Origin of the sequence: Demequina globuliformis (assembly GCF_000975155.1) — a bacterium.
Taxonomy (GTDB): Bacteria; Actinomycetota; Actinomycetes; order Actinomycetales; family Demequinaceae; genus Demequina; species Demequina globuliformis.
Map to the genome: position 1 here is coordinate 200,257 of NZ_BBRG01000002.1, position 25,187 is coordinate 225,443.

Sequence of the window (25,187 nt, forward strand, 5' to 3'; positions counted from 1 at the left end):
CTAGACGGCGTGCGCGGCCAGCACGTCCTCGGCACGCGCCTCGACGGCGGCACGGAGTGATTCTGGCGTGACAGAACGCAGGTGCGGTGCGATCGCGAGTAGGCGTCCGGCGATCCACTCTTGATCTGCCACGGGGAAATGCGCCACGACCTCGTCGCCATCGATCTCGAGCTGCGCGTTGGGCAAGTCCTCGACCGCCCAGCGGCCAGCGCGCGTGATCCTGACTGTCGCCGTGAAGCTGGAGTGGAGTGAGAATCCTAGGGTCGAGGCCGGAGGGTGTGTCACCATGACGTCCGCCGCCCGCGCTGACTCGATCCGGTCGAGCCGCAACGTGCGATAGTCGTCCGCCCGCAGGCAGTAACACTCCAGGTAGCCCGCGCCGTCGATGGCCACCAGCCGGTGCGGCTCCACGACGCGCACGGTACGCCGCTGTTGAGCGTCCACGTAGGTGATCTCCACCGCGTTGCGCGCGGAGATGGAGGTGTCGAGCGCGTCCTTGATCACGGCGTTGACCTCGGGCACGTCCACGACTTCGACGCCGACGCTTCCCACCGCTGCGGTGAGTTTCGCCAGCGCGCTCTGCGCTGCATCCGGAGCTGCACCCGTCGCGACGAGCGCCGCCAGCGCGCCCATCAACGCAGCCGCTTCCCGAGGCGAGTAGCTCACCTGGCGCAGCCCCTGCGCATTCGTCACGTCGGCAATCTGTTGCTCGAAGGCGCTCCCGTCGAAGTCGACGAGGTCGCCGTGGGAGTATCCAGGCTGTCCCGACACCCATAGCAAGAAAAGGTCGGCCTCAATCTGCGTGACCGTCACGCCAAAGTGCGCCGCAAGTTCCGAAAACGGCGTCGCGCCATGGGTCTCGAGGTACTCGACAATCCCCAGGAGCCGGGTCACACGGCTCACCGCTCGATCAGCTGCCACGGCACACCTCCACTGCGGCTCGCGCAAAGCCCAGTACCTCGTCCTTCAGCCCCTCAGGCTCAATCACGCGTGCGGCACCGCCGAGCGCGAGTACCTGGTCCCTGAGGTCATCGCGGTGCGCGTACGGCACCCGCACCAGGTCCCAGTCGCCATCCGTGCCGGCATCGGTCCCCGCTGCGCGTAGCGCGTGAGCAGTCTCGGGCCGCACCGCGATGAGCGCCTCCCCCGCCACGTCGGAACTGTGAGTAAGCCCCGAGGGCAACGTTCCTGGCACCTCATACGCACCAGGCTCGCCCGTGACACGCACGTCGCTAGCAACGCGGCTCAGGCGGAACGTGCGGGGCGCCACCCGGTCGAGGTCCAAGCCGACCAAGTAGTCGGCGCCTCGGCTCAGCAAGATTTTCCACGGCTGCACCCGGCGTCGTGCATCCCCAGAGGAAGCCGAGGCGTAGTCGAACGCCACCTCCTGACGCAGTTGGATCGCCTCCACCAGCGCGGCCGCCGCGTCGCTCAATCGCGAAGACGTGGTCGCGAACGGCAACTCATCGACCTGTCCGTGCGCGATTTGCGACGATGCCTTGACCCACGCCTGCGAGGCGTCGGCGCCAAGCGCAGCTCCGCGCCAATAGTCTGCCGCCAACGCGACGACCGCGGACTCGGCCGGAGTGAAGTCCAACGGGGGCAGTGCGGCCTGGGAGGGGTCAATCCGGTAGCCAATGTCATCGCCATGGGCCTGCGAACGCACGGTCACCACGGGAATCCCGAGCTTGCGCAATGCATCCTTGTCGCGCTCGAACATGCGCTCAAACGTCGCCTTGCGGCGCTTCGCCGTCTCCTCATCCCACGACGAGTCTTCGCGCTCATAGCCGGCGACGCGAGCACGGATCTCGTCCTTGGTCATGCGAACGCGGGCGTGCATCAGCGCGATGATGAGGTTGAGGAGGCGCTCCTCGGCCGAGCCTGCCGCCACGTCAGATCCTGACGGCCAGCAGCTCGGTGCTGAGAATTGCACGCGCGCCAGCGCCGTACAGGCGGTCCATGATCTGGTTCATCTCCGCGCGGGGAATCATCACGCGCACCGCGTGCCAATCCTTGCCGTGGAGCGGAGTCACCGTGGGGGCCTCGAAGCCGGGGGTGACGGAGATGGATTCGTCGAGTTTTTCTGACGGCACGTCGTAGTCGACGAGCACGTACTGGCGAGCCATGAGCACGCCCCGCAGACGACCGGTGAGCACCGCAATGTCGTCGACCGAGGTTTCCTTGCCGCGGATCAAGATGGCTTCTGACTTGAGGATGGGGTCGCCGAAGATCTCTAGCCCGGCCGCACGCAGCGTGGTCCCGGTCGAGACCACGTCAGCCACGGCATCGGCCACCCCCAACTGCACGGAGGACTCGACCGCGCCGTCCAGGCGCACCACGTCCGCTTCGACGCCAAAGGTCTTCAGGTGGTGCTTGACCAGGCGCGGGTAACTGGTCGCAACGCGCTGGCCCTGGAGGCCCTCAACCGAGGACACCGATCCACGGGGAGCGGCGTAGCGGAACGTGGAGCCGCCGAAGCCCAACTCGAGGTGCTCGACGGCGTGCGCGCCCGAGTCGAGCAGCAGGTCGCGCCCGGTAATACCGGCATCCACGGTGCCGGACCCCACATACACCGCGACGTCTCGCGGGCGCAGGAAGAAGAACTCAACGTCGTTGCGGGGGTCGGCGAGGACAAGCTCGCGAGAGTCACGACGCTGTTTGTACCCCGCCTCCTTCAGCAATTGAGCGGCGGGCTCGGACAGGGACCCCTTGTTGGGGACGGCAATGCGCAGCACGTGTCTTCCTTAAAGGTTGCGGTAGACGTCGTCGAGGGTAAGACCCTTCGCGACCATCATGACCTGGGCCCAGTACAGGAGCTGGGAGAGTTCCTCGGCGGCCTCTTCTTTGGACTGGAACTCCGCCGCCATCCACGACTCGGCAGCCTCCTCGACCAGCTTCTTGCCGATCGCATGGACGCCCTTGTCGAGCATCTCGACGGTGCCGGAGCCCTCGGGGCGCTCCGCTGCACGGGCGGTCAGTTCGGCAAAAAGGTCGTCAAAGTTCTTCACGCGCCCAGCCTAGTAGGACGAACGCTTTGCCGGGGCACGCGCATCGCGGCAGCCCGCACCCCACCGGGATACGGGGGACCTGGGGCGCGAGTGTGAGCGGGCCGATGCTTCGGTTACGCCAGCGTGCGCAGCGTCAGCGCGGTGGACAGGGCCGCCTCGACGGACTCGGCACCCTTGTCCTCAACCGAACCTTCAAGGCCCGCACGGGCGAGTGCCTGCTCGACGGTGTCGACGGTGAGCACGCCGAATCCGACGGGCACCAGATGCTGGCGCGCCACCTCCGTCAGGCCGTCGGTGACGGAGCGGCAGACGTACTCAAAGTGAGGGGTCTCCCCCTGCACCACAACGCCCAGGGCAACGACGGCGTCGGCGCCTTGACGCGCGAGCTTTTCCGCGACCACCGTGAGCTCGAATGCACCCGCGACGCGCGTCACGCGGTAGCCCGCATGCGCCTTCTTCGCGGCTTCGACTGCACCGCTCACCAATCCGTCCATCACGTCGGTGTGCCACTGGCTGGCGACAATCTCCACGGTCATGCCGCGGCCGTCGACCTCGATGGCTGGTGCGCCGTCTCCACTCATGCGTCTTCTCCTGTCAGGTGGCCCATGCGCTCAATCTTGGTGCGCAGGTAGTCAACGTTCTCCGGGTGTTCACCGTAGCGGTGGGGGACGCGCTCCGTCACGGCGATGCCAGATGCGCGCATCGCGGCCACTTTCGCAGGGTTGTTAGTCATCAACGCGACCTCGGTCAGTCCCAGGTCGGTGAGGATCGCCGCTGCGGCACCGTACTCGCGCCGGTCGATGGGGAGCCCGAGGTCAGTATTGGCGTCCACCGTGTCGCGTCCACTGTCCTGGAGCGCATACGCCTGGATCTTGGCGACGATCCCGATGCCGCGCCCCTCGTGGCCCTGGAGGTACACGACGGCGCCGCCCTCGGCCGCGACGCGCGCGATCGCGGCGTCCAATTGGGGTCCGCAGTCGCATCGGAGCGAGCCGAACGAGTCTCCGGTGAGGCACTCGGAGTGGACGCGCACCACGGGGGTCTTTCCCTCAGGGGTCGGAGCCGTGAGCGCAACGTGCTCGTCACCCGTGCGTGCGTCGCGGTAACCGTGAATGGTCAGTTCGCCGTGCCGCGTAGGGAGCCGGGCCTCGCCTAGCGCGACCACGCGGGCCGGAGCGGGCTCGACAGGCGGAGCCTCGTCGCCCTTGTCGAGGCGGTACGCGATCAGTTCCTCGATCGTCATGAAGACCAGGCCCTCGCGCGCAGCCAACGCCGTGGCGTCGCCCGCACGCATCATGGTGCCGTCGTCGTTGACCATCTCCGCGATCACACCGACTGGCTCGAGCCCTGCCAGACGGCACAAGTCCACCGCAGCTTCGGTGTGGCCCGGGCGGTGCAGCACTCCCCCGGCGACGGCGCGCAACGGCAGCACGTGTCCCGGACGGATCACGTCATCGGGATTGCGCTCGGGTCGCGCCAGCACCTGCAAGGTGCGGTGGCGGTCGGCGGCGGAGATGCCCGTCGTGATTCCCTCCGCGGCGTCCACTGACACGGTGTAAGCGGTGCGCCGGGGATCCTGACTATTGGGCACCATCAACGGCAGGTGGAGCGCGTCTGCGGTGGGTCCTGGCATGGGGGCACACAGGTACCCGCTGGAGTGCCGAATCCCCCACGCGACCCAGTCGACCGTGGTGGTCTGGGCGGACATAATGAAGTCCGCCTCGTTTTCGCGGTGATGCGAGTCCGCCACGAGGACGGGCTTGCCATCGCGCAGGTCGGCAAGCGCCTGCTCAATCCTGGCGGTGTCCGCGTCGGTCAGCGGTTGGTGCGGGGTGAGGTCGGCACTCATGCGCGCTCCCCCAGCATCTTCTCGACGTACTTACCGAGGACGTCCACCTCAACGTTCGCCCTGTCGCCTACCTTGGCCTCGCCAAAGATTGTCTCGGTCAGCGTGGTGGGGATCAGCGACACCGTGGCCTCGTTGCCCTCAAGCTCGGCGACCGTGAGTGACACGCCGTTCAGTGCAATGGAACCCTTGCGCACGACGTAGCGCAGCAGGTCATCGGGCAATGCGAACGTCAGGTTGTCCCAGTCTGGCTGGGAGTCGCGTGCGATGAGCACGGCCGTCCCGTCGACGTGGCCTTGCATGATGTGCCCACCCAAGCGACCGTCGGCACGCATGGCGCGCTCGATGTTGACGCGATCGCCGGCCTTCAAGTCGCCCAGTGACGTGGTGTCGAGGGTGATCTTCATGACGTCAGCCAGCCACGTGTCGCCCGTGTGCTTGGCGACGGTCAGGCACACGCCGTTCACGGCGATCGACTCTCCGTGGACCAGTTCTTCCCCGAACCCGTCGGTGTGAATAGTGAATTGCGCTTGCGCGCCAGCGTCGGAGACGGATTCAACCGTGCCCACCGCCTCGACGATGCCCGTGAACATCAGGTTCCTTCCGTGACAAGACCAGTGACAAGAATATCTGCCCCCATGGAGGCATGAGTCACCTCTGTGAGCCTCAACGCGTCCGTCATGGTGGAGATTCCCATGCCACTGATCGCTGCGGGTCCGTCACCCAGCACCGCCGGCGCAATATACGCGTTGACCTCGTCGACCAATCCGGCCGCTAAGAACGCGCTGAGCACGGTGGGACCGCCTTCCACAATGAGCGTGCGCACCTCCCGAGCATGGAGCTCAGCAAGCACCGTGGCGGGGTCGTGCGAGCGGATCGCCAGCGCGTTGCCGTCGCGCCACACCGCGGCGCCCGCAGTGTCCCGCGAGCCAATCACGACGCGCAGCGGCTGGGGCCCCTGTTCCGTGCCGCCTGGGCGCGCGGACAGGCTGGGGTTGTCGGTCTCCACAGTCACGGTGCCCACGGCGATCGCGTCCACACGTGCGCGCATGTGGTGCGCATGCTCGCGAGCCTCGGGCCCGGTTATCCAAAACGCAGTCCCGTCCTGGGCCGCCATTCGTCCGTCGAGGGTGGCAGCCCACTTGGCGATCACGTAGGGGCGTCCCTGGGTCACTGCCCTGTGCCACCGGCGGGTCAGTTCCCGCGCGCCGTCGTGTGGCGCGAGGCGCGCGTCGATGCCGTGAGCATTCAGCGTGGCCGCGCCGCCGCTGGAGGCGTCGCCGGGGTCGGGTACCGCGTAGCGCACGTTGCCGATGCCGGCGTGGAGCAGTGCCTCGGCGCACGGTCCCGTACGTCCCGTGTGGTTACACGGCTCGAGCGTCACGTAGGCAGTGGCCCCCGTCACGTCGACGCCGCGCTCGCGGGCATCAGCGAGGGCGGCCACCTCGGCGTGAGGTGTGCCAGCACCCCGATGCCATCCTTGGGCGATGACCGCGCCGTCAGCGTCCGTGATCACGCAGCCCACTCGGGGGTTGGGTCCTTGCTCGGGTCCCTGACCTGCGAGTGTCACGGCGAGGTCCATCGCCCCGTCGGAGGTGACCGATGTCCCGTGGGGTGAGTCAGGCATCGGCCCTATTTCGCTGCCGCAGCAGCGAGGTCGCGCAGCGCGTCGACCTCTGCCGCCGGGTCCGCGGCGCCGTACACGGCGGAGCCAGCGACAAAGACATCGCACCCGGCCCGCGCGGTTTGCTCGATCGTGTCGCGGGCGATCCCGCCGTCGGTCTGAATCCACAAGTCGTGAGCGGCGTCGCGAGCTGCGGCGCGCAACGCCTCCACTTTGGGAAGCATGTCCGGCATAAAGGACTGGCCACCGAACCCTGGCTCGACCGTCATGACGAGGACCATGTCAAAGTACTTGATGTCATCCAGCACCGCGTCCACCGGCGTGCCTGGCTTGAGCGCCACGGACGCGCGTACTCCGAGCGCGCGCAGGTCGCGAGCAATCGCCTTGGGATCCTTAGCTGCCTCGTAATGGAAGGTCACCGACGCTGCGCCGGCCTCCGCGTATCGCGGTGCCCAGCGGTCCGGGTTCTCGATCATCAGGTGCGCATCGACGGGCATGGGAGACACCTGGGCGATCCGCTCCAGCACCGGCAGACCGACCGTCAGGTTCGGCACAAAGTGACCATCCATGACGTCGAAATGGAGCCAGTCAGCGGTGGAGACGCGCGCGATCTCCGTTTCGAGGTTCGCGAAGTCGGCGGACAGGATGGACGGGGCGATCTGCATTCCCATGAGCACCAGGCTAGTCGCTGGTGCCCACGGTCACATCCGCGGAGCGCTCCGTCTGCAGCAACTGGATGAACATGGCATCGGTTCCGTGCACGTGCGGCCACAGCTGCACGTGTGGGCCAGAGCCCCACGATTCGACGGTGGTGTCGGTGGCTGCTGCCAGCGCCAAGCGGGTGTCGAGCCGCCGCAGGCCGGAGGCAGCGACGATCGCGTGCGTCTCCGCAATCACCGGCGAGCAGGTCACATACGCCACGACACCTCCCGGCGAGACCAGGCGGGCAGCCTGATTGATCAGTGCCACCTGCAGATCGACAAGGTCCTCGAGATCGCTCGGGGTCCGGCGCCACCGTGACTCCGGTCGGCGGCGCAACGCGCCCAATCCCGTGCAGGGGGCATCGAGCAGCACTCTGTCAAAGGCGCCGGCTTCGCCGCGTGCGCGCGCGTCACCGGTGCTCACCTCCCAGGCCTCGGGGTCAACCGCCTGCAGCGCGCGCGTCACCAAGTCGGCGCGGTGGGGATGCAACTCCCACGCGTCGAGGTGCTCTCCACGCGAGGCAGCGTGGGCGGCCAGCAGGGCCGCCTTTCCGCCTGGCCCCGCACACATGTCGAGCCATCGCAGGCCAGCCGTGTGGGCATCGGCCCCCAGCGCTGCCTCTGCGAAGATCAGCGCTGCTGCCGCCAGCTGGCTGCCCTCGTCCTGGACGGCGGCGCGTCCGGAACTCACGGCCGCAACGTCGCCGGGATCGCCGGCCGGCAGCGAGACGCCCCAGGGCGACAGGACGGTCGGGGTGCTGCCGTCCACCTGGGAGGTCAGATCATCGCGTTCGATCAGCCCAGGGCGCGCGACCAGTGTGACGCTGGGCGGCGCGTTGTCCGCCACCAACAGATCTTCCACTTGACCCGGCCGGCCATCACGGACGAGCGCCTGCTCGAGCTCGCCCACGACCCATGCCGGGTGAGAATGACGCGTCGCCAGCGACTCGCGGCTCGTGCCCGGCGCGATCCGCGTGAGCCACACGTCAAGATCCGCCTCAACAACGCGCCGCATGACGGCGTTGGCAAAGCCCGCTGCTCCCTTGCCACGCGCGGAACGCACCAGTTCGACCGTGGTGGACACGGCCGCATGGGGAGGGACGCGCATACCGAGCGCCTGGTGCACCCCAAGGCGCAGCGCCACGACGACTTCACCGTCGAGCTCGTCGACCGGGCGCTTGGCTGCTTTGGCGATGATCGCGTCGTAGCGCCCACGCATCCGCAGGGCGCCGTAGGTCAGTTCGGTGGCAAAGGCGGCATCGCGTCCCTTGAGACCCCGCTCGCGCATCTTCGCTGGAAGCAACAGGTTCGCGTACGTGTCTTGCGTCTGTACCGCGAGGCAGACCTCGAACGCAGTCAGCCGTGCCTTGTCCGCCTTCATGCCTCGCCCAACTGCGCGCTGTCACCCAGGCGGGCGCCACGCCACCAGTCGGTCGCGTCCATCGCCTTCTTGCCCGCAGGCGCGATCCAACTGAGTGCGACCGGGTCGGTACCGGTGCCGACGAGCACCCGGTCGCCCTCGGCGCGGACCTGACCCGGGACGGTGCTTGGCTGATCTTTAGCGGGCGTGACGGGGCCCAGCTTGGCGACGGAACCGTCGGGCATGGTCGTCCATGCTCCAGGTGCGGGCGTACACCCACGAATCTGCCGGTCCACCACGTGGCTCGGGCGGTCCCACACCACGTAGGCGTCGTCGCGGGTGAGCTTCGCGGCGTAGGAGACCCCATCCGTGCTCTGAGCCACGGGGGCCGCCTCCCCGGAGACGAGCGCCTCCAGGGACTGCACCATGAGCGGCGCACCCACGTGTGCGAGCCGCTCCAGCAGGTCGCCTGAGGTGTCCTTCGCTCGCACGCGCTCGGTCACTGTTCCGATCACGGGCCCAGTGTCCAGGCCCTTTTCGATGATGAACGTACTCGCGCCGCTTAGTTCGTCGCCAGCCATGATGGCGCGCTGCACAGGTGCCGCGCCACGCCAAGTCGGCAAGAGTGAAAAGTGGAGGTTCACCCAGCCGGTGGCGACCGTGTCGAGCAGCGCCGGCGTCAGGATTTGCCCGTAGGCGACGACGGCGGCGGCGTCCGCTTTGAGGCTGGCGATCTGCGCGATGAACTCGGGGTCTTTGGCGCTAGCCGGCGTCAGCACGTCGAGGCCGTGAGCCTCAGCAGCGACTTTGACGGGGCTGGCGTGGAGCGTCTTGCCGCGTTTGCCGCGGGCGTCGGGCTGCGTGACCACCGCGACCACATCGTGTGGCGACGCCACGAGCGCCTCCAGCGTTGGCACGGCCACGTCAGGAGTTCCGGCGAAGATCACACGCATGGGCACCATCGTAGTGACCGTAAGTGGGCGCTACGTCAGGTCCAGCGGGCCATCGACTCGCACACGGAGATCGCCACGTTCCTTTGACGCTTCGCGTTGGACGGCGCGGATCGCGTCCACCGCGCCTTGCGCGGCGCCACGCGTCATGAGGGCCGATGCCCCATCGCCTCTCGGGATGACAGTCACCTTGGCGCGGCCATCAGCGATGCCGGCCCGGTCCAGCGCTGTGGTCACCCAAGAGCTGGCCCCCGTCACCTGAATGTGCCGACGGTGAGGCGGAAACCCCAATTCCGCGCGCTCCTCGTATGCGTCGCGCGCCGCGTCAGCGGGCGACCACGTGGCCAAGGCGCGCCGCACCGCCTCTGGGACCTCCCCCACGACCGTGACGGCACCTCCGTCGGCACGCGATCGCACCAACGCCGCAGCGGACAACCACCACCGAATGGCCGTGAGCTCGCCCCCCAAACCCAGACCTGCCGGGACACCCGCGTCCACAATGACCAGGTGGGCGTAGCCGCCGGCAACGGCCGGCAGCGCGGACGGCGTGGCGAGCACGATTCCGTCGGAGACGGTGAAGTCGTCCACCACTCCCGTGCCTGCGCTCGAGACCGTCAAGGTGGTGCCGGGAGCCATGCGCGCGAGCTGCTCGGCGATGCGCTCCACGCCTTGGCGCAAGTGCTTGAGTCGGTTGCTCGCACACTCAGGGCAGTGCCAATGCGGTTGCACGTGACCGTGGGCGATGCACACGGGGTCCGCGCCGGCGCCAGAGATCGCCAGTGGCGAGTCGCAGTCTCGACACACCGCCCACTCGTCGCACCGCGCGCATGCAGCGGCGTTCACATAGCCGGCGCGGGGAACGATGACGCCCACCGGACCGCGATCGATCGCAGCGCTCAGCGCCCGCCACGCAGAGCCGGGCATCCAGTGGCGGCCAGCACCGCCCTCCTGCTCGCGGCGGTCCTCAGTGAGGACATCGATGGCGGGAACGGCCGCACGCACCGCGTCCCGGGCCGGTTCGCACCACCGTGCCCAGCCGTGTTCCGCCAGCGCGGCGGCGTCGACGCTCAGGGCGTACCCGCCCACGAGCGCAGCAACGTCACCCGTCGCGCGCATCGCCGCCACTGTGCGTGCGTGCAGATACGGTGCGTGGAGTTCCTCGTACACGCCGTTCGCCTCATCCCACAGGATCAGCGCGCCCAGCCGCGGCACGGGCTGCAGCACCGTAGGGCGCGTGCCCACCACGATCCGGGCATGGCCCGTCATTGCGGCGACGTACGACCCGAACCGGGCCGTCTGACCATCGTCGTGGGCCAGGACCGCCACCTGACCACCCGAGCGAGCCGTCCACCGCTTGAGGCCAAGCCGCTCGCATTCGGCGAGGACCGCGCGCTGGGCGCGGGCGTCGGGCACCACCACGATCGCGGACGCGTCCTCTCCAAGGTTCGCTACCGCAGTGGCGACCACAGCGCGGACCGGGACCGAGCATCGGCCCTCACCCTCAGGCAAACCGGGCCAGATCGCGCGCTGCCCCGTGCCCACGAGCGGCTCGGTGTCCAACCGCATACGGGCCTGCGCGTAAGAGATGTCTGGCTGGGGCTCGCCCCAGGGGCGCTTCTCGACAGAGGCGACGCGCGGGGGCGCCATCAAACGACACACGTCCCACACCGATCCCGCGTAGCGCCGGGCGACGTCCTTGGCGAGCTCGAGCGCCTCCGGCGTGAATGACGGGATAGCCGAGCTGCTCTTCACGTCGAGGAGCTTCCCGTCAAAGTCGGTGGTCTCCGCGCATTCCATGACGACGGCACCCACAAGCCGGCCCGCGAAGGGCACGCGCACCCGTGAGCCCACTGCGACCGTGCCGTGCAGCTTCTCCGGGATCGCGTAGTCGAAGTCGCGGTCCAGATGCGGCAGCGGGGAGTCGAGCCGCACCCTCGCGATGGGTGCGGGCATCGCTACTGTGCGGCGCTCGCGAGAGCCTCGGCGCGGTCGGTGCGCTCCCACGTGAAGTCGTCGAGTTCGCGCCCAAAGTGACCGTAGGCCGCCGTGGAGCGGTAGATGGGCCGGCGCAAATCCAATGCGTCAATGATCGCCTGGGGGCGCAGGTCGAACACCTCGCGAATGGCCGCCTCAATCGAGCGGGGGGCCACGGTGTGGGTGCCGAAGGTCTCGACGTACAAGCCCACTGGGTGTGCGGTGCCGATCGCGAAGGCGACCTGTACCTCACACCGGTCGGCCAGTCCGGCGGCCACCACGTTCTTGGCGACCCAGCGCATGGCGTAGGCCGCGGACCGGTCTACCTTCGAGGGGTCCTTGCCCGAGAATGCACCGCCGCCGTGGCGCGCCATGCCTCCGTAGGTATCGACAATGATCTTGCGGCCCGTCAGACCGGCGTCGCCCTTGGGTCCGCCAATCTCAAAGCGGCCGGTGGGGTTGATGAGGTTGCGGTGCCCGGTCGCGTCGAGATCGAAGGATGCCAGGACGGGGTCAATGACCGACTCCGCCAGCGCCGCGCGCAGGTCAGCGGTCTCCCAACTCTCGGCGTGCTGGCTGGACAAGACGACGGTGTCGACAGTCCGGGGTGTGTCGCCGTCGTACCCGATGGTCACCTGTGCCTTACCGTCGGGGCGCAATCCCTCCACATCGTTGGCCTTGCGTACCTGGGCCAATCGCTGAGTGAGTGCGTGCGCAACGGCGATGGGCAAAGGCATGAGCGACTCGGTGTCCCGGCATGCGTACCCGAACATGAGGCCCTGGTCGCCGGCTCCTAGTTCGGAACCATCGGTGTCCGTCGCGGATCCCACTCCCGCCCAGATGTCCGGGCTTTGCTCGCCGATGGAAACGGACACCCCACACGAGTCGCCGTCGAAGCCGACCTTCGAGGATGTGTAGCCAATGGAGTTCACCACCTCGCGAATGGTGCCGGGGATGTCGACGTACGCCTCCGTCGTCACCTCCCCTGACACATGCACCAAGCCCGTCGTCACCATGGTCTCCACTGCCACGCGAGCGGCGGGGTCTTGGCGGAGCATCTCGTCGAGAATCGCGTCGGATACCTGGTCGCATACCTTGTCGGGGTGGCCCTCGGTGACGGACTCGGACGTGAAAAGTCGCAGATCGCTCATGCCGGACAGCCTAGTGGTGCCCACCGACACTAGCCGCAGCCGGGACCTGAGTCCCTGCCGCTGGTCAGCGCCGTCTTGCTACGGTCATCTTGGGTGGGCGCGGACGCGTCCACGAGGGGAAGGTCATGGACACACAGTTGGCGGTGGTCTCGCGGGTGTACGCCGGCGGTCAAACGGGCGTTGACCGGGCCGCGTTGGACGCCGCCATTCGCGCAAGTGTGGTCCATGGCGGCTGGTGCCCCGCCGGGGGCTGGGCTGAGGACAAGCCGTATGCGCCCGGGGTTCTCGTGACGTATCCGGGACTCAAGCCCACGATCGAGGCGGACCCGGCGGTCCGGACTCGACTGAACATCCGCGATTCGCACGCGACCATCGCGCTAGGTGTCACGGTCGAGTCCCCCGGCTGCTCACTCGCCCTTGACTACGCCCACGCCACCGGTCGCCCCGTCCTGGTGAATCCCTCAACGCCCGAGGACGCACACGCGTGGCTCGCCGGCATCGGCCGCGAACTCATCCTCAATGTGGTAGGGCCCCGCGCGTCGGAGTCGCCGGGGGTCTACGACGGGGCACGGAAGTTCATGGACGCCCTCCTCACCCTGGTGTAACCCACCGTCGCGCCTTTCCCTTCGCTGCACCTGACCACCACCCGTTCGTGCACCTGAGTGCCGGAATCCGTCGCAAAACCGGCACTGAGATGCACGATGGAGGTGGATGGGCTGCTAGCGCAGGCGCTGGGCCACCACGCGCGTCACCATCTCTCGGCACCACTGCGGCCGCCGCGTGAGGTCCTCCCACGTCAGCCGCAAGGTTTGGAAGCCCACAGAGGCGGTGATCACGTCACGCTCACGGTCCCGAGCCCACGCAAGACCGGCGCCGTGAAATGCGCGTCCGTCAAGTTCCACGATCAGTTTGGCTCGCTCGTGGCACATGTCCGCGACGACCGTGCGCCCACGCGCGTAGATGACACGCTGCCACTGGAATGCCGCGAACTCTGGGCCGCAGAAGACATCTCGCTTCGCGATCACCTCCATTGGTGAGTGAGCGCCTTCCCAGAAGTGCCTCAGAAGGTCGAGCAACGCCCGGCGCCCCCTCACCCGAACGCGGCGGGCGAGCTCGGCGGCGAGGGCATCGGCCGACGTGACCTGGCTCCACAGCGGCCGGTAGATCACGTCCTCCCGGGACTCGGGGCTCGCCTGGATCCACGCATCGATCACCGCCGCCGCTGCGTTGACGGCGAAGGCGCCTTGCGCTTCCCGAGCCTTGGGCCACACGGTCGTGTACCGGACGTGAAGGCGGTCGTGATCGGCGACGCGATAGCCGTGGGGCACCACGACCGCGTCCGCAGCAGGCGCCGGCCACTCGGGGACCATGATCGCAAGAGCTAGTTCACCAGAAACGAGTCCGCGAGGAAGCCACACGTTCAGCGCGAGAGCCCTCGCGAGCGGATCCTCACGGTGTGCGTGGCCTACGTACACCCCCGGCCGAACGCGGCAGATCTCCCCGGTTGTCACACCAGCATCGAGGCTATGGCGCGAAAACCACGACGTGAGGGTAGCCCGCCGGGCTGGTCGCGCCACACGGTGCAGATATGCAGCGATCTTTTCCCCGACAAGGGGCTGCGGGAGGTACGGTTCGGGCGTCGATGGCACCTACCCATCCCAGCGACTCTGTAGCGCACCCGGGGCTAACCTCCATCAATCTGTGGACGAAGCCGTACTCATGCGGCGCCGTGGACAGGACCGCGCTCCACGCTCGCGTGCATCTAGGTGCCGGTTTAGTCGCACTTTCCGGCACTCAGATGCACGAACGAGGAGAGGCCCGCGCGAGGAGGGGCTAGCGGGAGGAGGGGCGCAGCGGGAGGGCGTCGAGGATCGCGTGGGCGACCGCGAGCTTGGTGCCTTGCGCCTGGGCTACGGGGTCGCCGTGCTCGTCGAGCATCGTGACCGCATTATCCGCGGTGCCGAATCCCTTTCCATCTCCCACGGCGTTCACCACCAGGAGATCTGCGCCCTTGCGGCGAGCCTTCGCGGCGCCATAGTCGAGGACGGATCCGCCGCTATCCCCCGTCTCCGCAGCGAAACCGACAACGACTTGTCCGTCGCGACGCGCGGCCGCAAGCCCAGCGAGAATGTCCGGAGTCTGCTCCAACTCCAGCACCATGCCTTCGCCGCCCGACTTCTTCAGCTTGGACGGCGACACCTGAACAGGACGGTAGTCCGCTACCGCCGCGGCCATAATGACGACGTCCGCGTCGGGCGCCCGCGACTCCATGGCCTTCTGGAGCTGGGCGCTCGACTCGACGTCGATGCGCTCCACGCCTTCGCCAAGTGGGAGCGTCACATTCGCGGCGACAACGGTCACGGTCGCACCGCGCTCGCGGGCGGCCTCTGCCAGGGCGAATCCCTGCATTCCAGACGACCGGTTGCCGAGGTAGCGCACCGCGTCGATCGGCTCGCGGGTGCCGCCGGCCGAGATCAGCACGCGCACGCCGTCGAGGTCTCCCCAACTCCCGTGGTCGCCCTGGAGGGCCGATGCCGGGGTTGCTGGATTTGGCCCACTCACCAGGGCGTAGAGCGCCGCGACAACATCCTCTGGATCGGGAAGACGCCCGGGCCCAGAATCGGGGCCGGTCAGGCGCCCGACGGCCGGCTCAAGGACGGTCACGCCACGCTCGCGCAGCGTCGCCACGTTGGCGACCACGGAGGGGTCGCGCCACATTTCGGTGTGCATCGCGGGGCACACCAGGATGGGTGCCTCGGTAGCCAGAAGCGCGTTGCCAAGGAGGTCCTGCGCGCGCCCCGCAGCCATCTGCGCCAGGAAGTCAGCGGTGGCGGGTGCCACCGCTACAGCCTGGGCCCGCTGGCCTAGCCGTACATGCTGGACGGAAGGGACGTCGTCAAAGACCTCGGTGGGTGCCGGGTGTCCTGACAAAGCCTCCCAGGTGGCCCGGCCCACAAATTTCAGGGATGCCGCGGTGGGCACCACTCGCACATCATGCCCGTCCTCCTTGAGCAGCCTGAGCACCAGCGCCGCCTTGTACGCGGCGATGCCGCCGGTGACGCCCAGGAGGACGCGCATGGATGGCGCCTACTTCTCGGCGGAGTCGCCCAGGTCCAGCAGGCTGCCCTCGTTGATCTCACGCAAGGCGACGGAGAGCGGCTTGTCGGTGGAGTCGGCCTCCACGAGCGGGCCCACGTTCTCGAAGTGGCCCTCACCGAGCGCCTCGTAGTACGAGTTGATCTGGCGAGCGCGCTTGGAGCCGTAGATCACCAGGGCGTACTTGGAGTCCACCTTCTCCAGCAGCTCGTCAATGGGAGGGTTGGTAATGCCCTCAGGCTGTGCGACGGTTCCGGCCACGATTACTCCTCAGGATTGGCGGGATTGACAGAACAAAACTCGCACAAGTCTAGCGCGCTTCGAGGACGATGCCCTCGAGGCGCTCAAGTGCGGCGTCGAGATCGTCATTGACGACGACCTCATCAAACTCATTGATGGCGGCCATCTCCTGGCGCGCGGTCGTGAGCCGGCGTTCGCGCTCGGCCTCGGACTCGGTTCCACGGCCTTCGAGGCGGCGGACCAGTTCCTCCCATGATGGGGGTGCCACAAAGACAAAGTGTGCCTCTGGCATGGTGGTGCGGACCTGACGGACTCCGTCGAGATCGATTTCCAGGACCGCCGGACGACCGGCAGCGACGGCGTCAAGCACGGGCTGTCGGGGCGTGCCGTAGCGGTGCTTGCCGTGCACCGTGGCCCACTCGAGTAAGCCGTCGTCGCTCACGAGAGCATCGAAGCGCTCGTCGGACACAAAGTGATAATCCTCACCGTCCCGCTCGCCGGGTCGAGCAGGACGGGTCGTTGCAGACACGGACACCCATACCTCGGGGTGGCGCTCCAGGAGAGCCTTGAGGAGAGTGCCCTTTCCCACCGCGGTGGGTCCCGCTAGGACGACGAGTCGTCCCATCAGCCCTCGCGCGCGATGAGCGCCTCGACCTGGTGGGCACCGAGTCCGCGGATGCGGCGTGCGGGCGAGATGCCGATGTCCTCCATGGCGGTCTCGGCGCGCTTAGGACCAATGCCGGGCAGGCACTGGAGCAGGTCTCGCACGCGGATACCGGCCAGAGCCTCATCGGCCTTCGCTGTCGAGATGGCCTTCTCCAGGCTCATCTCCCCGTTCGTCAACTTCTCCTTGAAGACACGGCGCGCGGATCGCACGGCGGTGGCCTTCACGAGAGCCGCAGCACGCTGCTCGTCGGTTAGTTCAGGTGTCGCCACGGTCCCTTCCTTTCTCTTGTGGGAGGTGACGCTGACGGGGTTATCCCGCCAGCGCGGTCTGCGCTGCATGCGACGCGTCGATCACGGCCGCCCGCAACTGAGAGGCATGGGGACCTGCACGCAGGACCCCCCTCGATTGATTGACGAGTACGAGGCCGCGAGAGTTCCCGAATACCTGGGACAACTCTGCCGCACCCGCGCCCTGTGCGCCCACTCCTGGCGCGAGGATGGGCCCGTTAAGGCCGTCGAGGCCGATGCCGAGATCCAGCACCGCCGTTCCCACGGTCGCTCCCACGACCAGTCCGACGGAGCCCATGGGCTCCGCCCCCACATTGAGTTGCGCCGCCTGACGCACAACCGAGGCGGCGACCGCCTCGCCCGTCGCGCTGCGGGCATGCTGCACTTCGTGACCCTCTGGGTTTGAGGTGAGCGCCAGCACAAACAGTCCTTTGCCGTGTTCGCGTGCCAAATCGACCGCGGGCGTCAGCGACCCGAACCCGAGGTACGGGGACACGGTGAGCGCATCGCACTCCAGCGGCGCACCTGGCACCAGGAACGCCTGGGCGTATCCGGCCATGGTGGAGCCGATGTCTCCCCGCTTGGCGTCAAGAATGCTCAGCAGGTTCGCCTCGCGCGCCTTGCGCAGCACTGCCTCGAGGGCGGCCACTCCCCTGGCGCCGTGGCGCTCAAAGAAGGCGGCATTGGGCTTGACGGCCGCAGCGTGCCCGGCCGATGCTTCAATAACGGTTTCGCCAAAGCTCTCCAGAGCTTCTGCGGTGTCGGGCAAACCCCACTGCTCGAGCAGTTCCGGGTGGGGGTCGATGCCGACGCATAGCGGGCCAAACTCCGCCATCGCGGTCGACAACCGTGCGCCGAATGTCATACGTGGTCTCCTCTTCCAGCGTTCCCACGCCGGTCGTTACAGCCATGCTACCTGCGGATACGCTCTGGCGTGCGGCGAGCGCACGAGAGCGTATCCGCAGGTCTACACGGGGTTCAGGGACGGGCGTCAGGCAGTCGCGTCCTGCAGGCTGAGCACCTCGAAGGGACCCGCCTGCAGCGCTTCGATGGCCTGGACGGCCGCCGACAACTGCTGCGTGGTGGTGACGATGGCTGAGTCCGCTGCGGTGGCCGCGGCGCGGATCTCATAGCCGTCGGCACGCGCGCCCTGCCCGGACGGCGTGTTGATCACGAGCGGCACCTGGCCCTCGTTGATGAGGTCCACGATGGTGGGCTCACCCTCGGGTCCGGTGCCTTCGGAGTACTTGCGCACGACCGTGGCGGGGATGCCGTAGCGACCCAGCACCTGCGCGGTGCCCGCGGTGGCGAGGATCTCGAAGCCCAACTGCGCGAGACGGGCGACGGGGAACGAGATCGCACCCTTGTCGCGGTCGGCGACGGACACGAACGCCTTGCCGCCTGTGGGCAGCCCGCCGAAGGCGGCGGCCTGTGACTTGGCGAATGCGAGCGGGAAGGTCGCGTCGAAGCCCATGACCTCTCCCGTGGAGCGCATTTCCGGTCCCAGCACCGTGTCGACAACCAGGCCCTCGTGGGTGCGGAAGCGCTTGAATGGGAGCACTGCCTCCTTGACGGCGATGCGCTGCGACATGTCGATGCGCGCCGCGTCCTGTTCGGGCAGCACGCCATCTGCCTTCAGCTGCGCGATCGACGTGCCCGTCATGACCAGCGATGCGGCGGTGGCCAACGGCACACCCGTCGCCTTCGCCACGAACGGGACCGTGCGGCTGGCGCGCGGGTTCGCCTCAAGGACGTAGAGCACGCCAGACTGCAGCGCGTACTGCACGTTCATGAGCCCGCGCACGCCGATTCCCTTGGCAAGGGCCTCGGTGGAGGTACGGATCCGCTGGAGCTCTGACTCGGACAGGGTGACCGGGGGCAGCACACACGCCGAGTCACCGGAGTGAATGCCGGCCTCCTCGATGTGCTCCATCACGCCACCCAGGTACAGTTCCTCGCCGTCGTACAGGGCGTCGACGTCGATCTCGATCGCGTCGTCGAGGAACCGGTCGATCAACAGCGGCGCGTCGGTGGCGTGGTCGCCAATGTCCGCCATGCGAGTGCCGTAGTCCTCAAGCTGAGCGCGCGAGTAGACAATCTCCATGCCGCGTCCGCCCAGGACATAGGACGGGCGCACCAGCACCGGGTAGCCAATACGCTCGGCAATCTCGATGGCCTCATCGATACCGTGCGCGGTGCCGAAGGCCGGGGCGGGAAGTGCTGCACCCTCGAGCACGCGGCCAAAGGCCGCGCGGTCCTCGGCGTTGTCGATCGCCTCAGGCGAGGTACCAAGAATTGGCACCCCGGCATCGGCCAGACGCTGCGCGAGCGACAGCGGAGTCTGCCCGCCCAACTGCACGAACATTCCCTTGACCGGACCGGCAGCCTTTTCTGCCTCGTAGACCGCCATGACGTCCTCGAACGTGAGCGGCTCAAAGTACAGTCGGTTCGCGGTGTCGTAGTCCGTCGAGACGGTCTCGGGGTTGCAGTTGACCATGATGGTCTCGTACTGGTCCTTGAGGCTCAGGGCTGCGTGCACGCACGAGTAGTCGAACTCGATGCCCTGGCCAATGCGGTTGGGGCCGGAGCCCAGGATCAGGACGGCCTCGCGCTCGCGGGGAGCGACCTCGGACTCGGCCTCGTAGGTGCTGTAGTGATACGGCGTGCGGGCCTCAAACTCGGCTGCGCAGGTGTCCACGGTCTTGTAGACCGGCTGCACGCCCAGGTCGGCACGGGCCGCGAAGACCTCCTCGACCGTAATGCCACGCAGCTGCGCGATCTGCGCGTCCGCGAGGCCGTGGCGCTTGGCCGTGCGCAGCAGGTCGGCGTCCAGGCTGTCCGCAGCCGCGACGTCTGCAGCGATCTCGTTCATGAGCAGCATCTGGTCAAGGAACCAGGGGTCAATCTTGCATGCGTCGAAAATCTGCTCCACGGTGCACGTTCCCGCGAGCACCGCGCGCAGCAGCTGCTGCACCTGGATAAAGCGCTTCTCGGTGGGAACCACAATGGCCTCGAGCAGCTCGGGAACCTGGGCCTCGTTGGGCGCGTCGCCTTCCCAGTGGAAGTTCATGCCCTTCTTGTCGATCGAGCGCAGCGCCTTGCCCAGCGCCTCGGTGAAGTTGCGGCCAATCGACATGGCCTCGCCCACCGACTTCATGGTCGTGGTGAGAACGGGGTCCGCCGCGGGGAACTTCTCGAACGCGAAGCGGGGCACCTTCACGACCACGTAGTCGAGCGTGGGCTCGAACGATGCCGGGGTGGAGCCGGTAATGTCGTTGGGGATCTCGTCCAGCGTGTAGCCCAGCGCGAGCTTGGCGGCAATCTTCGCGATCGGGAAGCCAGTGGCCTTCGACGCGAGTGCGGACGAACGCGACACGCGCGGGTTCATTTCGATGACGATGAGGCGGCCGGTCTCAGGGTCCACGGCGAACTGCACGTTGCAGCCACCAGTGTCGACGCCCACCTCGCGGATGATCGCGATGCCCACGTCACGCATGCGCTGGTATTCGCGGTCGGTGAGGGTCATGGCGGGCGCCACGGTCACGGAGTCACCGGTGTGCACGCCCACGGGGTCGACGTTCTCGATCGAGCACACGACCACGACGTTGTCGTTGCGGTCGCGCATGAGCTCGAGCTCGTACTCCTTCCACCCCAGGATCGACTCCTCCAGGAGCACCTCGGTGGTGGGCGAATAGTGCAGGCCGGCGCCGGCGATGCGGCGCAGGTCCTGCTCGTTGTACGCGAAGCCGGACCCCAGGCCTCCCATGGTGAACGATGGGCGCACCACGACCGGGTAATTGAGCTCCTCGGCGGCAGCCAGGCACTCGTCCATGGTGTGGCAAATGCGCGAGGCGGCGGAGTCGGCGCCGCAGCGCTCCACGACGCCCTTGAACAGTTCGCGGTTCTCACCCAGGTTGATGGCCTCAAGGTTCGCGCCAATGAGTTCGACGTCGTACTTGTCGAGGATGCCGGCCTCAGCCGCAGAGATCGCGGCGTTGAGCGCGGTCTGGCCACCCAGGGTCGGCAGCAGCGCGTCGGGGCGCTCCTTGGCGATGATCGCCTCGATCACGTCGGTGGTGATGGGCTCCACGTACGTGGCGTCGGCGAACTCCGGGTCCGTCATGATCGTGGCGGGGTTGGAGTTGAGCAGGATCACTCGCACGCCCTCGGCGCGCAGAATGCGGCACGCCTGGGTGCCGGAGTAGTCGAACTCGCAGGCCTGGCCAATGACGATGGGGCCGGAACCGATGACGAGGACTGAGGAAATGTCGTCGCGCTTGGGCATTAGGCGCGCTCCCCCTTCATGACGGAGATGAAACGATCGAACAGGTAGGAGGCGTCGTGCGGTCCAGCCGCGGCCTCGGGGTGGTACTGCACGCTGAAGGCAGGCAGGTCAAGGCACTCCAGGCCCTCAACGACGTCGTCGTTCAGGCACACGTGGCTCACCTTGACGCGGCCGTAGCCGGCAGGCGACTCGCTTTCGCCGTCCAGGGGTGCGTCGACGGCGAAGCCGTGGTTATGGGCCGTGACTTCAACCTTGCCTGTGGTGCGGTCCATGACGGGCTGGTTGATCCCACGGTGGCCAAACTGCAGCTTGTAGGTGCCGTAGCCGAGCGCGCGGCCCAGCATCTGGTTGCCAAAGCAGATGCCAAAGAAGGGCACCTTGGCGTCGAGCACCTTGCGCAGCTGGTCCACCGCGTGTGTCGCGGCGGCGGGGTCACCGGGGCCATTAGAAAAGAACACGCCGTCGGGGTTCTCGGCGAGGATCTGCTCTGCGGTCCACGAGGACGGCACCACGGTGACGCGGATGCCGCGCTCGGACATCATGCGTGGGGTGTTGGCCTTGATGCCAAGGTCAACCGCGACCACATCGGCAACGTGCTCGACACCCTCGGCGGGCTCGACCACGTAGGCCTCGGTGACGGAGACCTCGTCGGCCAGGTGGGCGCCCGACATTTCGGCGCCGGCCGTGACGCGCTCCACGAGTTCCTCGGTGGGGACACGTGCACCGTCCCGCACCAGCGCGTCGCCGCTGAAAATGCCTGCGCGCATCACGCCCTCGCGCAGGATCCGCGTGAGCTGCCTGGTGTCGATGCCGGAGATCCCGACAATGCCCTGGGCGACCAGGTCATCGTCTAGCGTGCGCTGGGATCGCCAGTTGGAGGGGCGGCGTGCGGGGTCGCGCACGACGTAGCCGGCGACCCAGATCTGGCGGGACTCGTCGTCCTCATCGTTGACGCCGGTGTTGCCGATGTGTGGTGCCGTCATGACCACGATCTGACGGTGGTAACTGGGGTCGGTCAGCGTCTCCTGGTAGCCGGTCATGCCGGTGTTGAAGACGATCTCTCCCAGAGTCTGGCCGGTCGCGCCATAGGCGGCGCCGTCAAACGTCCGGCCGTCCTCGAGGACGAGGACCGCGGGGGTGTCACTCACGCGAATGCTCCTTCAAACGAAACGTCAAGATACGTGGGGCGGCCGCGCAGGAAGGTGGCGACGGCGCGTCCCGGAAGTTCAATCCCGCCAAAGGGCGAGTTGTTGGACCGTGAGGCAGTGGCAGACGGTTCGACCGTCCACGCCGCTGCGGGGTCCACGAGGGTGATGTTGGCTGGCTCGCCGACTTCCAGCGGGCGACCGTGCTCGGCATCACGGCCGATGCTCGCTGGGGTGGTCGACATGACTCGCGCCACGTCGCGCCACGACAGGGCGCCCGTGTCCACCATGGTCTTTTGCACAATGCCTAGGGCGGTCTCGAGCCCGATCATCCCCATCGCGGCGGCGCCCCACTCGCAGTCCTTGTCCTCATCGGGGTGCGGGGCGTGGTCGGTGGCGACCACGTCGATGGTGCCGTCGGCCAAGCCGGCGCGTACAGCATCCACATCCTCCTGAGTACGTAGCGGCGGGTTCACCTTGAAGCGGGGGTCGTAACCGCGCACCGACTCGTCCGTGAGGAGCAGGTGGTGCGGCATGACTTCCGCCGTGACGTCGATGCCCTTGGCCTTGGCCCAGCGGATGATGTCGACTGAGCCCGCCGTGGACAGGTGGCACACGTGCAGGCGCGACCCGACGTGGCCGGCCAGCAGCACGTCGCGGGCGATGATCGATTCCTCGGCGACCGCGGGCCAGCCGGCCAGTCCCAGCTCTGCGGAGACGAGGCCCTCGTGCATCTGCGCGCCCTCGGTCAGGCGGGGGTCCTGTGCGTGCTGCGCGATCACGCCGTCAAAGGTCTTCACGTATTCGAGCGCCCGGCGCATCAGGACGGGGTCGTGGACACACTTGCCGTCGTCGCTGAACATCCGCACCTGGGCGCGCGAGTTCGCCATGGCGCCCATCTCGGACAATTGCGTGCCTTCGAGGCCGACCGTGACCGCACCCACAGGAAACACGTCGACGAGGCCCACCTCGCGGCCGCGGGAGGCCACGAGCTCCACCACACCTGCGGTGTCCGCGGTGGGCGTGGTGTTGGCCATGGCGTGGATGGCGACAAAGCCGCCCTGGGCTGCGGAACGCGAGCCGGTCTCGATGGTCTCCGCGTCCTCCCGCCCAGGCTCGCGCAGGTGAGTATGGATGTCCACCAAACCGGGAAGGGCAACCAGTCCGGAGGCGTCGAGCGTACGGGCGCCAGCCGGGGCATCGGCCCTATCCAAGGACGCGATGCGTCCGTCGACAATCACGAGGTCGGCGGTGGTGTCGCCATACAGCGACGCATTCTCAATGACGATGGCGGCCGTGTCACTCACTGGGCGCCTCCTCTCCGGACAGCAGCAGGTACAGGGCGGCCATGCGCACGGCGACGCCGTTGCTGACCTGTTCGACAATGACGGAGCGCGGCGAGTCTGCGGCCTCCGCGGAAATCTCCAGACCCCTGTTCATGGGGCCGGGGTGAAGGATGATCGCGTGGTCCGGCATGCGGTCCATGCGCGCGCGGTCCAGGCCAAACAGGCGCGTGTACTCCTCGGGCGAGGGGAAGAATCCCGATCCCCCGCCGGTCATCCGCTCGCGCTGGACGCGCAGCATCATGATCGCGTCGAGGTCATGCGCCTCGAGCGCGGAGTCCAGCGTGTAGTGGACCGAGATGTCGGTACGCGAGGCCATGCCGAAGGGCAGCAGCGTGGGCGGTGCAACGACCACCACGTTCGCGCCCAGGGTCTTCAGCAGGGCGATGTTAGATCCGGCGACGCGGGAGTGCAGGACGTCGCCCACGATCGCGACTGTCAGGCCGTCAAGGCCCTTGCCCTCGGGGCTGTCCACGAGGTGGCGGCGCATCGTGAAGGCGTCCAGCAGCGCCTGCGTGGGGTGCTGGTGCGTGCCGTCGCCCGCGTTCAACACCGCACCGTGCATCCAGCCCGAGTGCGCAAGCCGGTCGGCGGCGCCGGAGGCCCAGTGGCGGATGACCACGGCATCGGCCCCCATGGCCTGCAGCGTGAGCGCGGTGTCCTTGAGCGACTCCCCCTTCGACAGCGAGGATCCCTTGGCGGAGAAGTTGATGACGTCCGCGCTCAGCCGCTTCGCGGCGGCCTCGAAGCTGATCCGCGTGCGGGTGGAGTCCTCGAAGAAGAGGTTCACCACGGTGCGGCCGCGCAGCGTGGGGAGTTTACGAATCTCCCGCTCCTGCGTCGCCGCCATCTGTGCGGTGGTGTCGAGGATCAGCGTGGCATCCGCGCGGGACATGTCTTGCGTTCCGAGGAGGTGCTTCATGCGCGGCCTCCCGTCAGCGTGACGGCGTCTTCACCGTCAGTCTCCGCAAGGCGCACGTGCACCCGTTCGGAGCGTGACGTGGGGATGTTCTTGCCCACAAAGTCCGCGCGGATGGGCAGCTCGCGGTGGCCGCGATCCACCAGCACGGCGAGTTGGACCGCGGTGGGGCGGCCCTCATCCTTGATGGCGTCAAGGGCCGCGCGAATGGTGCGGCCCGTGTGGAGAACGTCGTCGACCAAGACCACGGTGGCGTCGTCGATACCGACGCTGGGAAGGGTCGTGGGGCCGATGCTCCGGGTGGGCTGGCTGCGAAGGTCGTCTCGGTACATGGTGATGTCGAGGGAGCCGCACCTGGCGTGGGCATCGAAACTGGGTTCGACCTCTGCGATGCGTTCGGCGAGCCGCTGAGCGAGCGGGACGCCTCGGGTGGGGATTCCGAGGAGCACGAGGGACTCGGGGCCCTCATTGCGCTCGAGGATCTCATGAGCAATACGTGTGAGAGCGCGGCCGATGTCGGGCGCGCCAAGAATGGTCCCAGTCACCTGGAGACCTCCTTCCCCGCCTCTCTGGACGGTCCTTAAAGGAAAT

General features: G+C 67.7%; 25 protein-coding genes. 1 reads left to right on the plus strand and 24 read right to left on the minus strand.

The features are described from left to right. From AOP75_RS09480 to metK, 13 genes are all read right to left on the minus strand, one after another. A complete protein-coding gene (locus AOP75_RS09480) occupies positions 1 to 921 on the minus strand; it encodes a helix-turn-helix transcriptional regulator (RefSeq protein ID WP_062078843.1) in 921 nt (306 codons plus the stop codon). After that, positions 911 to 1,891, minus strand: coding sequence for a helix-turn-helix transcriptional regulator (locus AOP75_RS09485; RefSeq protein WP_062078844.1), 981 nt, complete (start codon positions 1,889 to 1,891; stop codon positions 911 to 913). The genes AOP75_RS09480 and AOP75_RS09485 overlap by 11 nt, the downstream gene beginning before the upstream one ends. 1 nt (position 1,892) lies before the next feature. Further along, entirely contained in the window at positions 1,893 to 2,735 is an 843-nt protein-coding gene (gene hisG / locus AOP75_RS09490) for an ATP phosphoribosyltransferase (RefSeq protein ID WP_062078845.1), read from the minus strand. A gap of 9 nt (positions 2,736 to 2,744) precedes the next feature. Next, the gene (locus tag AOP75_RS09495; protein WP_062078846.1) at positions 2,745 to 3,008 is read right to left on the minus strand and encodes a phosphoribosyl-ATP diphosphatase; all 264 of its coding nucleotides are present in this window, start codon (positions 3,006 to 3,008) and stop codon (positions 2,745 to 2,747) included. A 113-nt stretch (positions 3,009 to 3,121) separates the two neighbouring features. Then, positions 3,122 to 3,589, minus strand: a complete 468-nt coding sequence (gene ribH / locus AOP75_RS09500) for a 6,7-dimethyl-8-ribityllumazine synthase (RefSeq protein WP_062078847.1) — start codon at positions 3,587 to 3,589, stop codon at positions 3,122 to 3,124. Next, entirely contained in the window at positions 3,586 to 4,857 is a 1,272-nt protein-coding gene (locus tag AOP75_RS09505; RefSeq protein ID WP_062078848.1) for a bifunctional 3,4-dihydroxy-2-butanone-4-phosphate synthase/GTP cyclohydrolase II, read from the minus strand. The genes ribH and AOP75_RS09505 overlap by 4 nt, the downstream gene beginning before the upstream one ends. After that, the gene (locus tag AOP75_RS09510; protein WP_062078849.1) at positions 4,854 to 5,447 is read right to left on the minus strand and encodes a riboflavin synthase; all 594 of its coding nucleotides are present in this window, start codon (positions 5,445 to 5,447) and stop codon (positions 4,854 to 4,856) included. Before AOP75_RS09510 ends, AOP75_RS09505 begins: the two co-directional genes overlap by 4 nt. Further along, positions 5,447 to 6,481, minus strand: a complete 1,035-nt coding sequence (gene ribD / locus AOP75_RS09515; protein ID WP_062078850.1) for a bifunctional diaminohydroxyphosphoribosylaminopyrimidine deaminase/5-amino-6-(5-phosphoribosylamino)uracil reductase RibD — start codon at positions 6,479 to 6,481, stop codon at positions 5,447 to 5,449. Before ribD ends, AOP75_RS09510 begins: the two co-directional genes overlap by 1 nt. 5 nt (positions 6,482 to 6,486) lie before the next feature. After that, positions 6,487 to 7,149 carry a ribulose-phosphate 3-epimerase gene (rpe, locus tag AOP75_RS09520; RefSeq protein WP_062078851.1) on the minus strand — a complete coding sequence of 221 codons (663 nt, stop codon included), beginning with the start codon at positions 7,147 to 7,149 and terminating at the stop codon, positions 6,487 to 6,489. Positions 7,150 to 7,159: 10 nt separating this feature from the next. After that, on the minus strand, positions 7,160 to 8,560 hold the full coding sequence (locus AOP75_RS09525) for an RsmB/NOP family class I SAM-dependent RNA methyltransferase (protein ID WP_062078852.1): 1,401 nt from the start codon (positions 8,558 to 8,560) through the stop codon (positions 7,160 to 7,162). Beyond that, the gene (gene fmt / locus AOP75_RS09530; RefSeq protein ID WP_062078853.1) at positions 8,557 to 9,492 is read right to left on the minus strand and encodes a methionyl-tRNA formyltransferase; all 936 of its coding nucleotides are present in this window, start codon (positions 9,490 to 9,492) and stop codon (positions 8,557 to 8,559) included. Before fmt ends, AOP75_RS09525 begins: the two co-directional genes overlap by 4 nt. Positions 9,493 to 9,522: 30 nt before the next feature. Next, positions 9,523 to 11,442, minus strand: coding sequence for a primosomal protein N' family DNA-binding protein (locus AOP75_RS09535; RefSeq protein ID WP_062078854.1), 1,920 nt, complete (start codon positions 11,440 to 11,442; stop codon positions 9,523 to 9,525). Between the two features lie 2 nt (positions 11,443 to 11,444). Continuing rightward, positions 11,445 to 12,614, minus strand: coding sequence for a methionine adenosyltransferase (metK, locus tag AOP75_RS09540; protein WP_062078938.1), 1,170 nt, complete (start codon positions 12,612 to 12,614; stop codon positions 11,445 to 11,447). Between the two features lie 125 nt (positions 12,615 to 12,739). Between metK and AOP75_RS09545 the strand changes: the two genes are divergently transcribed. Beyond that, positions 12,740 to 13,219 carry a YpsA SLOG family protein gene (locus tag AOP75_RS09545; RefSeq protein ID WP_062078855.1) on the plus strand — a complete coding sequence of 160 codons (480 nt, stop codon included), beginning with the start codon at positions 12,740 to 12,742 and terminating at the stop codon, positions 13,217 to 13,219. Between the two features lie 114 nt (positions 13,220 to 13,333). On the opposite strand, the gene AOP75_RS09550 is transcribed toward AOP75_RS09545, so the two are convergent. The 11 genes from AOP75_RS09550 to pyrR all read right to left on the minus strand — a co-directional run bounded on the left by AOP75_RS09550 (position 13,334) and on the right by pyrR (position 25,141). Further along, the gene (locus AOP75_RS09550) at positions 13,334 to 14,125 is read right to left on the minus strand and encodes an endonuclease domain-containing protein (RefSeq protein WP_152650042.1); all 792 of its coding nucleotides are present in this window, start codon (positions 14,123 to 14,125) and stop codon (positions 13,334 to 13,336) included. Between the two features lie 322 nt (positions 14,126 to 14,447). Continuing rightward, the gene (coaBC, locus tag AOP75_RS09555; RefSeq protein WP_062078857.1) at positions 14,448 to 15,692 is read right to left on the minus strand and encodes a bifunctional phosphopantothenoylcysteine decarboxylase/phosphopantothenate--cysteine ligase CoaBC; all 1,245 of its coding nucleotides are present in this window, start codon (positions 15,690 to 15,692) and stop codon (positions 14,448 to 14,450) included. A 9-nt stretch (positions 15,693 to 15,701) separates the two neighbouring features. Then, complete coding sequence (gene rpoZ / locus AOP75_RS09560; protein WP_062078858.1) at positions 15,702 to 15,971, minus strand: DNA-directed RNA polymerase subunit omega; 270 nt, start codon at positions 15,969 to 15,971, stop codon at positions 15,702 to 15,704. A 49-nt stretch (positions 15,972 to 16,020) separates the two neighbouring features. Continuing rightward, the gene (gene gmk, locus AOP75_RS09565) at positions 16,021 to 16,575 is read right to left on the minus strand and encodes a guanylate kinase (RefSeq protein ID WP_062078859.1); all 555 of its coding nucleotides are present in this window, start codon (positions 16,573 to 16,575) and stop codon (positions 16,021 to 16,023) included. Next, positions 16,575 to 16,886, minus strand: coding sequence for an integration host factor, actinobacterial type (gene mihF, locus AOP75_RS09570; RefSeq protein WP_062078860.1), 312 nt, complete (start codon positions 16,884 to 16,886; stop codon positions 16,575 to 16,577). The genes gmk and mihF overlap by 1 nt, the downstream gene beginning before the upstream one ends. Before the next feature lie 40 nt (positions 16,887 to 16,926). Beyond that, complete coding sequence (gene pyrF, locus AOP75_RS09575) at positions 16,927 to 17,769, minus strand: orotidine-5'-phosphate decarboxylase (protein WP_062078861.1); 843 nt, start codon at positions 17,767 to 17,769, stop codon at positions 16,927 to 16,929. 126 nt (positions 17,770 to 17,895) lie between these two features. Continuing rightward, on the minus strand, positions 17,896 to 21,189 hold the full coding sequence (carB, locus tag AOP75_RS09580; RefSeq protein WP_062078862.1) for a carbamoyl-phosphate synthase large subunit: 3,294 nt from the start codon (positions 21,187 to 21,189) through the stop codon (positions 17,896 to 17,898). Further along, entirely contained in the window at positions 21,189 to 22,337 is a 1,149-nt protein-coding gene (carA, locus tag AOP75_RS09585) for a glutamine-hydrolyzing carbamoyl-phosphate synthase small subunit (protein ID WP_083966882.1), read from the minus strand. The genes carB and carA overlap by 1 nt, the downstream gene beginning before the upstream one ends. Further along, on the minus strand, positions 22,334 to 23,641 hold the full coding sequence (locus AOP75_RS09590) for a dihydroorotase (RefSeq protein ID WP_062078864.1): 1,308 nt from the start codon (positions 23,639 to 23,641) through the stop codon (positions 22,334 to 22,336). Before AOP75_RS09590 ends, carA begins: the two co-directional genes overlap by 4 nt. Continuing rightward, positions 23,634 to 24,599, minus strand: coding sequence for an aspartate carbamoyltransferase catalytic subunit (locus tag AOP75_RS09595; RefSeq protein ID WP_062078865.1), 966 nt, complete (start codon positions 24,597 to 24,599; stop codon positions 23,634 to 23,636). The genes AOP75_RS09590 and AOP75_RS09595 overlap by 8 nt, the downstream gene beginning before the upstream one ends. Beyond that, complete coding sequence (gene pyrR / locus AOP75_RS09600; RefSeq protein WP_062078866.1) at positions 24,596 to 25,141, minus strand: bifunctional pyr operon transcriptional regulator/uracil phosphoribosyltransferase PyrR; 546 nt, start codon at positions 25,139 to 25,141, stop codon at positions 24,596 to 24,598. Before pyrR ends, AOP75_RS09595 begins: the two co-directional genes overlap by 4 nt. Positions 25,142 to 25,187: the final 46 nt, after the last annotated feature.

Excerpts from the sequence above, each read along its gene's own strand:
- AOP75_RS09510 (WP_062078849.1), bottom strand. The coding sequence starts at position 5,447 with ATGTTCACGGGCATCGTCGAGGCGGTGGGCACGGTTGAATCCGTCTCC.
- pyrF (WP_062078861.1), bottom strand. The coding sequence starts at position 17,769 with ATGACATTCGGCGCACGGTTGTCGACCGCGATGGCGGAGTTTGGCCCG.
- gmk (WP_062078859.1), bottom strand. The coding sequence starts at position 16,575 with ATGGGACGACTCGTCGTCCTAGCGGGACCCACCGCGGTGGGAAAGGGC.
- ribD (WP_062078850.1), bottom strand. The coding sequence starts at position 6,481 with ATGCCTGACTCACCCCACGGGACATCGGTCACCTCCGACGGGGCGATG.
- ribH (WP_062078847.1), bottom strand. The coding sequence starts at position 3,589 with ATGAGTGGAGACGGCGCACCAGCCATCGAGGTCGACGGCCGCGGCATG.
- metK (WP_062078938.1), bottom strand. The coding sequence starts at position 12,614 with ATGAGCGATCTGCGACTTTTCACGTCCGAGTCCGTCACCGAGGGCCAC.
- AOP75_RS09525 (WP_062078852.1), bottom strand. The coding sequence starts at position 8,560 with ATGAAGGCGGACAAGGCACGGCTGACTGCGTTCGAGGTCTGCCTCGCG.
- fmt (WP_062078853.1), bottom strand. The coding sequence starts at position 9,492 with ATGCGTGTGATCTTCGCCGGAACTCCTGACGTGGCCGTGCCAACGCTG.
- AOP75_RS09535 (WP_062078854.1), bottom strand. The coding sequence starts at position 11,442 with ATGCCCGCACCCATCGCGAGGGTGCGGCTCGACTCCCCGCTGCCGCAT.
- rpe (WP_062078851.1), bottom strand. The coding sequence starts at position 7,149 with ATGGGAATGCAGATCGCCCCGTCCATCCTGTCCGCCGACTTCGCGAAC.
- coaBC (WP_062078857.1), bottom strand. The coding sequence starts at position 15,692 with ATGCGCGTCCTCCTGGGCGTCACCGGCGGCATCGCCGCGTACAAGGCG.
- carB (WP_062078862.1), bottom strand. The coding sequence starts at position 21,189 with ATGCCCAAGCGCGACGACATTTCCTCAGTCCTCGTCATCGGTTCCGGC.
- AOP75_RS09505 (WP_062078848.1), bottom strand. The coding sequence starts at position 4,857 with ATGAGTGCCGACCTCACCCCGCACCAACCGCTGACCGACGCGGACACC.
- AOP75_RS09545 (WP_062078855.1), top strand. The coding sequence starts at position 12,740 with ATGGACACACAGTTGGCGGTGGTCTCGCGGGTGTACGCCGGCGGTCAA.
- AOP75_RS09595 (WP_062078865.1), bottom strand. The coding sequence starts at position 24,599 with ATGAAGCACCTCCTCGGAACGCAAGACATGTCCCGCGCGGATGCCACG.